This is a genomic window from Novosphingobium sp. HR1a, assembly GCF_015594425.1.
Classification (GTDB): Bacteria; Pseudomonadota; Alphaproteobacteria; order Sphingomonadales; family Sphingomonadaceae; genus Novosphingobium; species Novosphingobium resinovorum_A.
Map to the genome: position 1 here is coordinate 22,819 of NZ_JABXWS010000083.1, position 12,184 is coordinate 35,002.

A 12,184-nucleotide genomic window follows, 5' to 3' on the forward strand; every position below is an offset into this window, starting at 1 on the left:
TTTTCCTGATCTCAGATGCAGATGTCGGGTTTTCTGCCAAGACGTCAAGCTTGGCGATTAGAGGCAATCAGTAAAATCTGGTCGATTATTGCCTGAAAGTCGTGGGACGAGGCTTTTATTTACGATCATGCACGGAAGCGGCCAGTTTAGTTGAAGCGGACGTTCGCGGCTTCGCAGCAATTGTCCCGTAATGAGCAGCCTTTGGTCGCGTGCTGTCGGAAGGTCGTGGGACTTTGCCGCTGTTCGGGGGGCGGTACATAGAACGGATCCAGAAATACGCTGAGCCCCGCTCATGGTGTCCGAGAAGACCTGATTTTCGTCTGTCCGTCGATTTACCGAGGCGATGATGTTTGGAGGAGGGGGTTTGGCCGTCCTAACTCGGTGTCAGGGGATATCGGCTGCATTGAGCGGTTCCACACCGATCGAGCCGTTCGCCTCGAGCTCGTCCGCGACCCCGCCGTAGGTAACGGTGTCACCGGCAAGGAAGACGATCTCGTTGCGGATCAGTACGCTCGAAGAACATGATTTCGGCTGTCAGCACGCCGATGTCGTCAGGTGTCGTCAGCGTCACGGCGTTGTCCAGGCTGCCGAGTGCGTGAACCTCGTTGTTCTCCAGATCCACAACGCCGAAGTCTGGCTCGAACAGGTAGCTCATGAACATGCCGGTGGAGATGATGACCCACTCGGTCTTGTCCTGCGAACGCAGCAGCTCACGCACGTCGAGCTGGGCATCGAAGATGTCCTGGGGACCACCACGGCCGATCGCCTCGAAATCAACATCGAACTGCCACGGGAAGTAGCGCGGCGGGCATGGGATACCGGACCGGCGGGTTCTGAGGTCTGCCAAAAAAGCCAAGAATGACTTCTTCGATGCTCAGACTTGCCAGCTGGCAAAAAATTCGTTTCCGAGCCAAGTCAAGGTAGCCGTCCGCTTTTTGCGAACTCGCGCCAGTCATATCGATGTTTTAGCCGGGGATGTCCTGCTGTCATTCTCGCAACCCAGCTTCTATTTTCACGCCACCGCCGCATACGACATCCTGCGCATGAAAGGAGTTCAGATCGGAAAGCGCGATTTCTACGGCAGAATACGCAAGAAGCCGATATAGTAGTGCCACGGCCTGCGAACCTGCCGATAGCTCCGCTCAAGGTCGGGCATCAGTAGATGATACGGGGTCAAAGGTTCACAAGTCTGGCGAGCCTGTGCCGACGATCAATCCGTCGCCGACCCATTGGCCGAGCAGCGCTCCGGCCCGTGCGACCCCCACGGTTTCTCCCATATCCTCGACCATGGCGGCACACAGGTCAGTGAAACTGCCGCGTGCGAGCATCCGTTCGACCGCACCGCGCTCGACTGGGTCGATGGTGCGAAAGCGCGGCGTGAAGCCATCTCGCCAAACCAGCAGGCTGCCCGTTTCAGGCAGTGGCCGGACTGGCGGGGGAATCTCGCCCGCCGCCAGCGCGGACCAGATCGCAGCAGCGTTCGTGGCGATCTCGGCCATCACAAGCGAAGGCGTGAACACGATTCCCGCCCGGTCCCAATCGACTTGCGCGATCGCCGCAGAAGTCAGCGGCGCTGCGTCGGCAGCGGTGAAGGCACGCGCGAGCGCCCAGTCCATCCACGCGAGTTCGGCGACCTCTGGGTCATCGGGGTAGAGGCAGGCCATAGTCGTGGGAAAGGCACTCGGATAGGCATCGAGCGTCCAGTGCGTCGGCGGAACCGCATCGATATGCGCGATGGCTGCGGCCAGAAACGCCTCGTCGCCCAGCCATGCGTGCAATCGCTCGAAGGCCTCGGAAAGGCAGGCGACGAGCTGGCTGCGATAATTGTTCTGGTAGACGAGCAGGCCGGGCCGGGCGCGACGTTCGAAACGGTCAGCGTAATCTTCCCCGCCGTCCACCAGCCACGCGCGAAAATCGTGCTGCAATGCCTTGAGGTTCATGCCGCTCTCCTGTCCGCATTGCGACCGATAGTGCGTGCGAGGGCCAATTCGTCCAGAAGGTCGCCCAGCGGCGGAATGGCATCGTCCCGCTCTATCATCGTCGCGATCGGGCCGAGGCGGCCCATGGCGTGTTCGTAGAGCGCCCATACCGAAGACGGCACCGGCCGGTCATGGGTGTCGATCAGCATATCCGTGCCTTGGCTGTGGCCGGCCAGATGAACCTGTCGCACCCGGTCCGCAGGGATGCCGGCGAGATAGTCCAACGTGTCGAAACCGTGGTTGGAAGCGCTGACGAAGATATTGTTGACGTCCAGCAGCAGGTGGCAGCCGGTGCGGCGGCACAGCGCCTCGATGAACTCCCATTCGCTCATCCCCGATCCGTCGAAGGCGACGTAGCTGGAGGGGTTCTCGATCAGCATCGCACGTTGCAGCACGTCCTGTGCCATTGTCACGTTGGCGCAGACCACGTCCAGCGCTTCCTCGGTGTAGGGAAGCGGCAGCAGGTCGTGCGAATTGAACCCTTCGAACCGCGACCAACTCAGGTGGTCGGATACGAACAGCGGCTCGATTTCGTCCACCAGCTGCCGAAGGCGGGCAAGGTAGGCGCGGTCGAGGCCGTCGGCGGACCCGATCGACATGGAAACGCTGTGCAGTGCCACGGGATGGCGTTCGCGTATCCGGCGCAAGGTGTCGCGCGGGCGCCCACCATCGACCATGAAGTTCTCCGAGATGACCTCGACGAAATCGACGGGCACCTGCGTTTCCAGAAAGTCGCGGTAGTGCTCCTTGCGCAGGCCGAGGCCGTAGCCGGAAAAGGTCGGTTCGCTCGGGGGTGCAGCGGCGAAGGGCATGGGGCTGACTCTGCGGCAGGAGGGTGCTCGGCCGGTGCGACGGCCGGGCAGGAAGGCTTACTTCGCTTCGGTCAGCATGCCGCCGGCAGCGGTGCAGGCCTTGGCGGTCATTTCCTTGAAGCCGTGGCCCTTGCACACGTTCATGCCCTTGCAGTCGTTGGCCGAGGTCTTGCAGTCCGAGGTGCCCTTGCAGCTGTTGACGCCGTAGCAGTGGACGGTTTCGGCCTTGGCGTCCTTGGCGATGACCGGGGTGGCGGCGCTGAGGGCGAGGATGGCGGCGGTGGCGGCGAAGCTGGCGCCCATCTTGATGCTGTTCATGAAACTCTCTCCGAATTGTCGTGCCCGATTGGCCCCTCCAGTTCGGTGGTGGACGGGGATCGGTTACAGCACCCGAAAGTTTCTTTTCACCAGCGCAGCAGGCGCGGCCCGAGCACGGCTCCGGCAGCGGCGGCGAGCGCGATGCCCAGCGTGTACCATGTCAGAACGAAGATCGCCGATACCTCGGGGCAGTGCAGGCAATAGAGCGTGGCGGCCCACGCGCCGGAAGCCAGTCCGGCCGCCGCCCCGGCGGCACGCAGCCGCGTCGGAGCCAGCCGGCGGAACGACCAGAGCAGGCCTACGAAGATCGGCGCCGACAGTGCCAGCACGATCCACGGGCACACCTTCCAGCTTTGCCCCAGCCACATCGCCAGCCAGTCGCCGGGCGGAACGTGCGCCATCTCGGTGCCGCCGATCATCGCCAGCAGCACCACCGGCACTGCGATAACCCACAACCAGCGCAGCCGCACCGCATCCGGGCGTGCCAGGCGCGCCACCATCACCAGCGCACCGACGCCGAGCGATGCGGTGTAGATCCATTTCATCCAGAACGAGTAGCCGCGCATGGCAAGGCCGAGGTCGGGACGGATGCCCAGGCCCGCGACCACCAGCACGATCGTCACCAGCGCGCCGGCAAGGATGCCCGCGCCGATCCGGCGACCGACCGCACCACGGCGTACCGCAGGAACGTTCTTCGAGAGGGTTTTGATGAGGTCATCGGTCTTCATCGCCGCTCCCCCATGATCCGTGATGCCAGCGCCTTGAGACCGCGATGGACCGAGACCTTCACGTCGGCCTCGCTGAGCCCGCCTTGACCGGCAGCCTCGCTGATTCTGAGGCCGTCGATCTTCGTGCGGCGAATGGCGGCCGCCTGCTTTTCGGGCAGATCGCCCAGCAGCCGGTCCATATCCATCCGGGCGTTGCTGGCATCCTCGAAGCCTTCCGCGACGAGGATTTCCTCAAGCCCTTCGATCGGGCACAGCCGCCGCCGGCTGCGGAAATGATCGACCATCTTGTAGCGCGCGATCGCGAAGAGCCAGGCCGTGAACATGCGGTCGCGGTCGTACGTGGCGCGGCGGGTGTGAACGGCAATCAGCGTTTCCTGCACGAGATCCTCGATATCGTCTCCGCCATCGCGCATGCGGCGGCGGTAGAAGGCGCGCAATAGCGGCACAAGGGCGGACAACAGTGCGGCATGGGCCACGGCGTCGCCTTCGAGGCCGCCGATCATCATGCTCCTGAGTTGGTCTTCGCTTGCCCGCATTCACGCTCCTGCCCCCCTTCTTCGGGGCAACGACGGCGAAAGTTACAGGCAGCGTACAGAGAAATAGTTCGCGCGACACCGTAACCTTTTGACGGGTGAGCCCGAATGCTCCTTCGTGATCCGCACCTGAACTGCCTCCTCGCGATCACCGGCACTGAAATGGCCCCGCGTCAGCCGCCCGGGAGGCATCAGACCAAGGACATTTCCATATGATCAAAACCCATGCCGCCCTTGCCGCCGCGCTCGCCGTCTCGATTGCGAGCAGCGCATCCGCCGCGCCCGCCGACAAGCCGATGGAGAAGTGCTACGGCGTTGCGCTTGCGGGCAAGAACGACTGCAAGGCGGGTGCCGGCACCAGCTGCGCGGGTACGTCGAAGACGAACTATCAGGGCAATGCCTGGAAGCTGGTCAAGGCGGGAACCTGCGTGACTACGAAGACTCCGAAGGGCCCCGGATCGCTGACGCCCAAGGGCTGAGCCATGCTCGCAAGCCTGCGTCCGGCGGTTCGCCCGCCGTGACGCCGGCTTGCCCTTCCCACGCGGAGTAATCACCATGTCGCTCGCTACCCTGCAAGATCGTTTAGCCCGACTGCTCGCACGGCTCTTGCCCGAGGCCCTGCTGTTGCTCGTCGCGCGGCTGGGGATCGCGGCCGTTTTCTTCATGTCCGGCAGGACGAAGGTGGAGGGGCTGCTCACCATCACTCCCGGCACTTACGAGCTGTTCCGCAGCGAATATGCGCTGCCGCTGATCCCTCCCGAAATCGCCGCCCACGCGGCGACTTACAGCGAGCACCTGTTCCCGATCCTGCTGGTCCTCGGACTCTTTACCCGGCCAGCCGCAGCGGCTTTGCTGGGGATGACCACAATCATCGAGATATTCGTCTATCCCGATGCCTGGCCGACGCATCTGAGCTGGGCAGCGATCCTGCTCCTGTTGCTCGCGCGCGGAAGCGGTCGCTGGGCGCTTGATCGCCGCTGAAACATCTCCAACGATAAGCTGCACCGACAAACCAAAAGCAGCTGCGAAGCCTAAGCTCGCAGCCGCTCACTTTCGAATGTGATCAGAAGCGGAAGCTGCTGGTCACCATGACGCTCTGGGTATCGAACTTGTCGCCGCGACTGATGCTCGCGCCGCCCGATGGCGTGAGGCGGAACGGGTTTGTCGGCGGTGCGGTGCCCGCGCCGACATCGACGCGGTAATCGCCGACATTGTAGCGGGTATAGAGATAGCGCGCGCCGATCGAGAAGTTTTGCGCGACCTTGGCTTCCACACCGCCACCGAGGTTCCAGCCCCACGCATCCTCCTTTCGGTTCACCTCGGTAAAGCTGTTCGCGCCATTGCTGGTGTCAAAGCTGTTCTGAACCTTGGCGTAGGATAGGCCGCCCGTCACATAGGGCATGATACCACTGCGCGTAGTTACGCCCAGCCTTGCACGCAGATTGCCGTTCCAGTCGATCTGCCGGCGCATGGTGTAATACGCCGGGGTCGTCGAATACTCGCTGACGGTATCGTCGATGTACGTCTTGCCCGCTTCTGCGACCACGCCCGCCACGATACTGCCGAACTGGCGATCATAGCCGACGTGACCCATCCAGCTTAGCGCGTCCTTGTCACCGCGGCACCCACTGTCCGGCGTCGAACCGCGTGCCGCGCCGCCGCAAGTGCCGGGAGAGAAGGCATTGGCGTCGGTGGTTGTAGTGACCGTATCGTTGAAGTTGCCATCGGCGTTCGTGTCGAAGCGCAAGTGCTCGTTGTTGTCGCTCTTCTGGAACGTGTAGCCGATCGAGCCGCCGATGTACGGGCCGCTCCAGTCCACGGGTTCCCCGTCCTGCGCGAATGCTGGCGCGGCAAGAGCGAGCGCCATTGCACCCAAAGGCGCATAGTACAGTGCCCTCATGCAAATCCTCCGTTGCAGACGGCCGGAAAGGCCGCTGTCGGGAAGGCAAACATCCGGGTGCCATCGTCGTTGCGTGGCCGACGTGTAAGGTTTCATTGCCGGTGCATGCAAGTGCACGTAGCAGCGAGGCCGGGATTAAACCGAGCGTGAGCGCAAAGGCCTGAACGCCGCTGTCGAGGCGTCCTGATCTTCTCAAGCCATTACGAATTATTTATCAAGTCTCCGAGAACAGATGAGCGGCGGATGCTCACTTCTTATCCCGTTCGGACCGAGCCACCTGATCGGTAAATGCGACCATGTCGTCCAACACGGTCGCCCGGCCGCGCAGCGGTTTTGCGATCGCCGTGACGAGGCCTGCATGCCCGACTTCCGGATAGCGGCGGCGTTCGACGCGTATGCCTGCGGCCTGAAGCTTTCGCGCCAGGGCATCGCTGTTGGTCGGGCGCACCACGTCGTCCTTGTCGCCCGTCGCAAGAAATGCCGGGGGATCGCCTGATGCCACAAAATGAACCGGCTGCGTGAGTTCTGGTGTCTCGACCCCGGCGAAGGCTTGCTTCACCACCGCGCCGTCGAACGGCAGGAAGTCGTAGGGTCCGGCAAGCCCTATCAGACCACGGACAAACGATCGGTCCTTCCCGAGCCAGCGAGGGTCCAGGGCCAGCATGGCGGCATTGTAGGCACCTGCCGAATGACCGGCGAGGATCAGCCGGTCACGGTCCCCGCCGAATTCGCCGGCATGCGACCTGACCCAGCGCACCGCAGCGGCGTTGTCTTCCAGAAAAGCCGGATAGCGCACTTGCGGGACCAGACGATAATCGGGGATCGCCACAACGAAGCCGCGCGCCGCCAAGGCGCGACCGACGAACGCATAACCGCTTTTCGTGCCGGAGTTCCACGACCCGCCGTAGAAGAAGACGATGATCGGCCGGGGGGCGGCGGAATCGTTCCCGGGGTGATAGACGTCGACGTGTTGCCGAGGGTCGGGTCCGAAAGCTGCTCCGCGAACGGCAAGTACGGTGCCGCTGTCCTTCGGCATCACCGCATTGAACATCTGGAGCGGAGAGCAGGCGGAGGCCAGGGTGCCCAGCAGCAGCCCTGCGATGCCTGCCCTACCGAGCTTCACGGCGATCCGGAATCTGGAGTTTCATCCTGGTCATAACATCCGCCTTGCAAGGAAGTGCCCACGCTATAGTCTCGCAGCCGATAGAGCTACGTTGCCCACCCCCCGATGGATGCGCATGGACACGACGATTTCCGACATGAGCGCCATCAGTTTGGCAACGGCCTTGCAGAAAGTGGCGTCCGGCGACAGGGCTGCCTTCGAGGAAGTCTATCGCCGCACTTCGGTGAAACTATTCGGCGTATGCCTCCGTATCTTGCCTGTGAGACACGAAGCGGAAGAAGCCTTGCAAGAAGCATATCTCCAGGTTTGGCGGCGTGCTGCGGCGTTCGATGCGTCGCGCGGCACCGCCATGACCTGGCTGATAACCCTCACGCGCAACCGCGCGGTCGATCGCCTGCGCTCCGGCGGCAAGATTGCCGCAAGCCCGATCGAACTGGCTTCGGAAATCGCGGATGATGCACCGGGGGCCTCCGACATTCTTGAAATGGGCGAGGATGAGCAGCGCCTCGCCCATTGCATGGGTACACTCGAAAACGGGGAGCACCATCTCATCCGGACGGCGTTCTTCGAGGGATCGACGTATGCCGAACTCGCTGCGCGCGCATCCACCCCGCTGGGCACGATCAAGAGCCGCATTCGCCGGGCCCTGCTCAAGCTGAGGGATTGCCTGCAATGAGCGCGCCGCTGTCTGACGACGACGAACTGCTGGCGGCTGAGCTGGCCTTCCATTTGATCGATGGCGACGAGCGGCGAGCGGCCCGGCTGCGGCTGGACAGCGACCCGGACTTTGCGGCGGCGTATGCGCGATGGAATGCCCATGCCTGCGCCATGGCCTCGGGCCCCGGCGAAGCGCCCCGTCCGTCAGTATGGACCGCGATAGAAGCACGGCTACCTGCCAATGACGTATCGCCTCAAGCCCATGGCAATGCCCGTTTGCGCTGGTGGCAGGCAGGAACGCTGGTCGCCGGGACCGCGGCCCTTGTCCTGGGTGTGGTGGCGCTGCGCAAGCCCGATAGCGTGTTCGTTCGGGTCCCCGTGGTCCAGCAGGCCGCCAGCACGGCACCGATGGTCGCGGTCCTGACCGGCGAGAAAGGCGTGGTCACCGTCAGCTTCGACCCGGCGAACGGACGCATGACTTCCGCCGCCAACGGGTTGCAACTCCCGGATCGCTCGCCCGAGCTATGGGTGATCCCCGCCGATGGCAAGCCGCGCTCGATGGGGATCTTCGATCCTTCGGCGCCGGGGTGGGCGAAGATTCCGGAGGCCGCATCCGCTGCCATGGCAGCAGGCGCCACGATCGCGGTATCTGTCGAGCCGGTGGGAGGTTCGCCGACCGGTCAGCCGACCGGGCCGGTGATCCTGACCGGCAAGCTGGTCGCGACCTGAGATCGGCAGCGGCTATCGGCGCTGCGGCTCCAGAACGTAGAGACCGACGTCGATGGTCCCGGATCGGAAACCCGCCTCGCAGTAGCTGAGGTAATATGTCCAAAGCCTGCGGAATTCGGCGCCGAAGCCCAGCGACGCGATCTGCGGCCATGCCGCTTCGAAGCGGTCTCGCCAAGCCGCCAGGGTATCGGCATAGCCTTGGGCAAATCGCTCTTCGCCGACCACCGCAAGGCCAGCCGTTTCAGCCTGCTGTCGGAGCATGGCGACGGTGGGCAACATGCCGCCGGGAAAGATGTAGCGCTGAATGAAATCGGGGTTACGCTTGTAGGACGCGAACCGATCCTCGCGGATGGTGATGGCCTGCAGAACGATGCGCCCCTGCGGTCGGATGCATTCGGATAGCTTGCGGAAATAGACCGGCCAGTAGGTTTCACCGACCGCTTCGAGCATCTCGATCGAGACGATGCGATCGTAACGTGCCGTCTCGTCCCGATAGTCCTGAAGGTTCAGGTCCACGGCGTGGGTCAGGCCGGTCTCATCCACGGTCCTGCGCGCCCAGGCCAGTTGTTCGGTGGACAGGGTCAACCCTTTCACACGGGCGCCGAGATGTCCGATACGGGTCGCCAGGGCTCCCCATCCGCATCCGATTTCCAGCACCTCCATCCCCGCATCGAGAGCAAGAAGATCAGTGATCCTTGCCAGCTTTTCGGTTTGTGATGCCTCCAGTGATTGCCCCGGCGCGATGCTGCAGGCGGAAGAATATGTCATGCTGTCATCAAGCCAAAGCCGATAGAAAGCATTGCCCAGATCGTAATGGAACATGATGTTCCTGCGGCTGCCCGTCGCCGAATTGCGCTTGAGAGCGTGGGACAGGCGCCGCCACAGCCGGATCGGCGCAAACCCCTCCAGGATCCTGTCCAGCCGCGCCACGTTGAGGGCTGCCATGGCGATCAGCGAGGTCAGATCGGGGCTGGTCCAGTCTCCGGCGATGTAGCCTTCGGCAAACCCTACGTCGCCGCGTGAAAGCAACCGCCGAAAGGCACGGCCGCTGTGCAATTCCATGACCCCATGCGGGCCCGGCTGTGTACCGACATGAGTGATCGTGCGTCCCGAAGGCAGAACGACGGTGAGCCGCCCGCACACGATCTGCGCCAGCACTCGGCGGATCAGCCAGGGCTGCGCGCGTTTCGTGCCCGAACCGGAAGGCCGTGCCCCGGCTGCTGCGCGAGGCTCGGCGGCGACGTTTTCGCGCGTCATGCCCGTGCCACCGTGACCTGCTGGGCAGGCGGGGCCGGATGGTGGCGGACGGGAACACCTTTGAGCCATAACCGCAGTGCCTCCCACAGAATCCCGCCCACCACCTTGAGCGTCAGCAGCGGCTGCGTCACGAATACGCGCAGCAATGCACCATCGGTCAGGGCTCTGCGCTCAGCGGAATGGACGGCGGTCAATACCGTACCTTGCCCGTCCGATACGGTGATCGCGATGGACAGCCGCTGGTCGGGCGGCGCCACGCGAAAAGCGTAATGCATGTCCATCGCCATGAATGGCGAAACGTGGAACACCTTGGCGCAATCCTGCCGGAAAGGTGCATCTCCCGGTCCAACCGGGAGCAGGTAGCTATGGCGTTCGCCGAAGGTGTTGTTCACTTCGCACAGGACGGCCATCAGCTGCCCGTCGCGGCGATGGCAGAAGTAGACGCTGAGCGGATTGAACGCGAAGCCCAGGATGCGCGGCATCGTCAGAAGCCGTATCGCGCCGCCATCCGGTGATAGTCCAGCCGCTGTCAGATGCTGCTCGATCTGCGCACGCAGCGGCTCATCCGTGCCTGCGGCATAATCGCGGTCGTGGAAGGAAAACAGATTGAAACGGTTGCGCGATAACAGCCGCAATCCACCCGCCACTGCGTCGATCTCGTCAAGGTCAAGCAACAGTGAGAACATGCGATAGCGCAGGCGATGGGGCTTCGGCCTGACCCGCCGATGCATGACCGACCCGACATAGAGTGCTGAAGTTCCGGTCATGCCGCCACCTGCTGCCGCGCAGGTGCGGTGATCTGGATGCGATCCGATTCGCCCTCGACGCTCCACGGGCGGCGTAGGCCGCCAAGCTGCTCGGCCACGGCAAGGCCTGCCTGCAGCCCGTCCTCGTGGAATCCGGCGCCGAAGTAGGCACCGCAGAACCAGGTATTGCGTTGCCCCTGCAACGACCACAATTCGCCTTGGGCTTCGCCGGCGGCGGCGTCGAAGATCGGATGGTGATAGATGTCGCGGCGATGGACGAGCGCAGGGTCCGGTTCCACCAAAGGATTCAGGGTCAGGAAAAGGGGACGGCTTTCCGGAATGCCCTGAAGCCGGTTCATCCAGTAGGTCACCGACAGCGCCGGTGCGCTTTCGCCCCGCTCGGAGGCATAGTTCCAGCTCGACCACACCCGCCTGCGCTGCGGCATCAGCGCCGGATCGGAGTGGAGGACGGCCTCGTTGCGACGATACCCGAAGGCGCCCAGCACGCGGGTTTCCCGTGCGTCGGGGTCGGTCAGCATGCATAGGGCCTGATCGGCATGGGCCGCGATCACCACATGGTCGAAACGCTCTACCAAGCCGTTGCAAGCGATCTCGACGCCGCCACCGATGCGCCGGATTTCCCGCACCTGCGCGAACGGCCGGATGCGGTCGGCAAAGCTGCGCGTCAGCCGCTCGACATATTCGCGGCTGCCGCCATCCACCGTGCGCCAGGTCGGGCGGCGTCCCAGTTTCAGAAGCCCGTGATTTTCACAGAACCGCACGAAGGCGGCCGCCGGGTAGCCTGGAATGTCGCGCACCGGCGTGGACCAGATCGCGGCGGCCATCGGATAGAGGTGGTCGTCCCGAAAGGCCGCGCCGCAACCCAACCCGTCGAGATACGCGCCAAGCCCCACTGTGCCCATTTCCGGCAGATCGCGCGGAGCGCGGCGATAGAACCGCTCCAAATCGCGTAACATCGACCAGAAGCGCGGCGATGCCAGATTGCGGCGCTGGGCGAAGAGGCCGCCAAGGTCGGTGCCGGAATATTCAAGCTTTCCGCGATTGAGCGACACCGCGAAGGTCATTTCGGTCGGCTTGGTCGGTACGTCGAAATGCCGGAACAGAGCCGTCAGATTGGGATAGCTCTGTTCATTGTAGACGATGAATCCGGTATCGACCGGAGTGTCGCCGACCATGGCCGTATGGCTGTGCCCGCCGATCCGCCCATCCGCCTCGAACAGCGTGACGCGGTGACGCTGCGAAAGCAGCCATGCGGCCGACAGGCCGGAAATCCCGCTGCCGACGATGGCGATGTCCAACGTCCCGTCTGACTTCATTCGCTTATCTCCAGTCGGCACCATCTGTCTCCGTTCAAGCAGATACGCAGCGCAGCGCGGTTTGG

At 63.5% G+C, this 12,184-nt stretch carries 16 protein-coding genes; 5 read left to right on the plus strand and 11 right to left on the minus strand.

What is annotated here, in order from left to right:
- Positions 1 to 472 precede the first annotated feature (472 nt).
- A complete protein-coding gene (locus tag HWN72_RS21945; protein WP_248006230.1) occupies positions 473 to 856 on the minus strand; it encodes a hypothetical protein in 384 nt (127 codons plus the stop codon).
- Between the two features lie 31 nt (positions 857 to 887).
- Between HWN72_RS21945 and HWN72_RS31265 the strand changes: the two genes are divergently transcribed.
- Positions 888 to 1,106: a DUF1993 family protein gene (locus HWN72_RS31265; protein ID WP_256434611.1), complete on the plus strand. Its 219-nt coding sequence runs from the start codon at positions 888 to 890 to the stop codon at positions 1,104 to 1,106.
- A 75-nt stretch (positions 1,107 to 1,181) separates the two neighbouring features.
- On the opposite strand, the gene HWN72_RS21955 is transcribed toward HWN72_RS31265, so the two are convergent.
- The 5 genes from HWN72_RS21955 to HWN72_RS21975 form a co-directional block, all read right to left on the minus strand.
- Positions 1,182 to 1,940 carry a DNA-binding domain-containing protein gene (locus HWN72_RS21955; protein ID WP_211151357.1) on the minus strand — a complete coding sequence of 253 codons (759 nt, stop codon included), beginning with the start codon at positions 1,938 to 1,940 and terminating at the stop codon, positions 1,182 to 1,184.
- Positions 1,937 to 2,791 carry a DUF692 domain-containing protein gene (locus HWN72_RS21960; RefSeq protein WP_211151358.1) on the minus strand — a complete coding sequence of 285 codons (855 nt, stop codon included), beginning with the start codon at positions 2,789 to 2,791 and terminating at the stop codon, positions 1,937 to 1,939. Before HWN72_RS21960 ends, HWN72_RS21955 begins: the two co-directional genes overlap by 4 nt.
- Before the next feature lie 57 nt (positions 2,792 to 2,848).
- On the minus strand, positions 2,849 to 3,109 hold the full coding sequence (locus tag HWN72_RS21965; RefSeq protein WP_211151359.1) for a hypothetical protein: 261 nt from the start codon (positions 3,107 to 3,109) through the stop codon (positions 2,849 to 2,851).
- Positions 3,110 to 3,195: 86 nt separating this feature from the next.
- The gene (locus HWN72_RS21970) at positions 3,196 to 3,837 is read right to left on the minus strand and encodes a DUF1109 domain-containing protein (protein ID WP_211151360.1); all 642 of its coding nucleotides are present in this window, start codon (positions 3,835 to 3,837) and stop codon (positions 3,196 to 3,198) included.
- Positions 3,834 to 4,373 carry a sigma-70 family RNA polymerase sigma factor gene (locus tag HWN72_RS21975; RefSeq protein ID WP_211151361.1) on the minus strand — a complete coding sequence of 180 codons (540 nt, stop codon included), beginning with the start codon at positions 4,371 to 4,373 and terminating at the stop codon, positions 3,834 to 3,836. The genes HWN72_RS21970 and HWN72_RS21975 overlap by 4 nt, the downstream gene beginning before the upstream one ends.
- Positions 4,374 to 4,582: 209 nt before the next feature.
- Between HWN72_RS21975 and HWN72_RS21980 the strand changes: the two genes are divergently transcribed.
- Entirely contained in the window at positions 4,583 to 4,849 is a 267-nt protein-coding gene (locus HWN72_RS21980) for a DUF2282 domain-containing protein (protein ID WP_211151362.1), read from the plus strand.
- Positions 4,850 to 4,925: 76 nt separating this feature from the next.
- A complete protein-coding gene (locus tag HWN72_RS21985; protein WP_211151363.1) occupies positions 4,926 to 5,351 on the plus strand; it encodes a DoxX family protein in 426 nt (141 codons plus the stop codon).
- Positions 5,352 to 5,433: 82 nt separating this feature from the next.
- Here HWN72_RS21985 and HWN72_RS21990 read toward each other — a convergent pair whose 3' ends face one another.
- Complete coding sequence (locus HWN72_RS21990) at positions 5,434 to 6,270, minus strand: outer membrane protein (protein ID WP_211151364.1); 837 nt, start codon at positions 6,268 to 6,270, stop codon at positions 5,434 to 5,436.
- Between the two features lie 247 nt (positions 6,271 to 6,517).
- Complete coding sequence (locus tag HWN72_RS21995; protein ID WP_211151365.1) at positions 6,518 to 7,321, minus strand: alpha/beta hydrolase; 804 nt, start codon at positions 7,319 to 7,321, stop codon at positions 6,518 to 6,520.
- A 187-nt stretch (positions 7,322 to 7,508) separates the two neighbouring features.
- On the opposite strand from HWN72_RS21995, the gene HWN72_RS22000 reads away from it, so the two are divergent.
- Together HWN72_RS22000 and HWN72_RS22005 are read left to right on the plus strand one after the other, a co-directional pair.
- Positions 7,509 to 8,069 (plus strand): sigma-70 family RNA polymerase sigma factor, encoded by a 561-nt coding sequence (locus tag HWN72_RS22000; RefSeq protein ID WP_248006231.1) that lies wholly within the window; start codon positions 7,509 to 7,511, stop codon positions 8,067 to 8,069.
- Positions 8,066 to 8,779 (plus strand): anti-sigma factor domain-containing protein, encoded by a 714-nt coding sequence (locus HWN72_RS22005; RefSeq protein ID WP_211151366.1) that lies wholly within the window; start codon positions 8,066 to 8,068, stop codon positions 8,777 to 8,779. Before HWN72_RS22000 ends, HWN72_RS22005 begins: the two co-directional genes overlap by 4 nt.
- Positions 8,780 to 8,791: 12 nt before the next feature.
- Here HWN72_RS22005 and HWN72_RS22010 read toward each other — a convergent pair whose 3' ends face one another.
- The 3 genes from HWN72_RS22010 to HWN72_RS22020 are packed head-to-tail and all read right to left on the minus strand — an operon-like array spanning position 8,792 to position 12,119.
- Entirely contained in the window at positions 8,792 to 10,036 is a 1,245-nt protein-coding gene (locus HWN72_RS22010; RefSeq protein ID WP_211151367.1) for a cyclopropane-fatty-acyl-phospholipid synthase family protein, read from the minus strand.
- Positions 10,033 to 10,803, minus strand: a complete 771-nt coding sequence (locus HWN72_RS22015; RefSeq protein ID WP_211151368.1) for a DUF1365 domain-containing protein — start codon at positions 10,801 to 10,803, stop codon at positions 10,033 to 10,035. Before HWN72_RS22015 ends, HWN72_RS22010 begins: the two co-directional genes overlap by 4 nt.
- Positions 10,800 to 12,119, minus strand: a complete 1,320-nt coding sequence (locus HWN72_RS22020) for an NAD(P)/FAD-dependent oxidoreductase (RefSeq protein ID WP_211151369.1) — start codon at positions 12,117 to 12,119, stop codon at positions 10,800 to 10,802. The genes HWN72_RS22015 and HWN72_RS22020 overlap by 4 nt, the downstream gene beginning before the upstream one ends.
- Positions 12,120 to 12,184 lie beyond the last annotated feature (65 nt).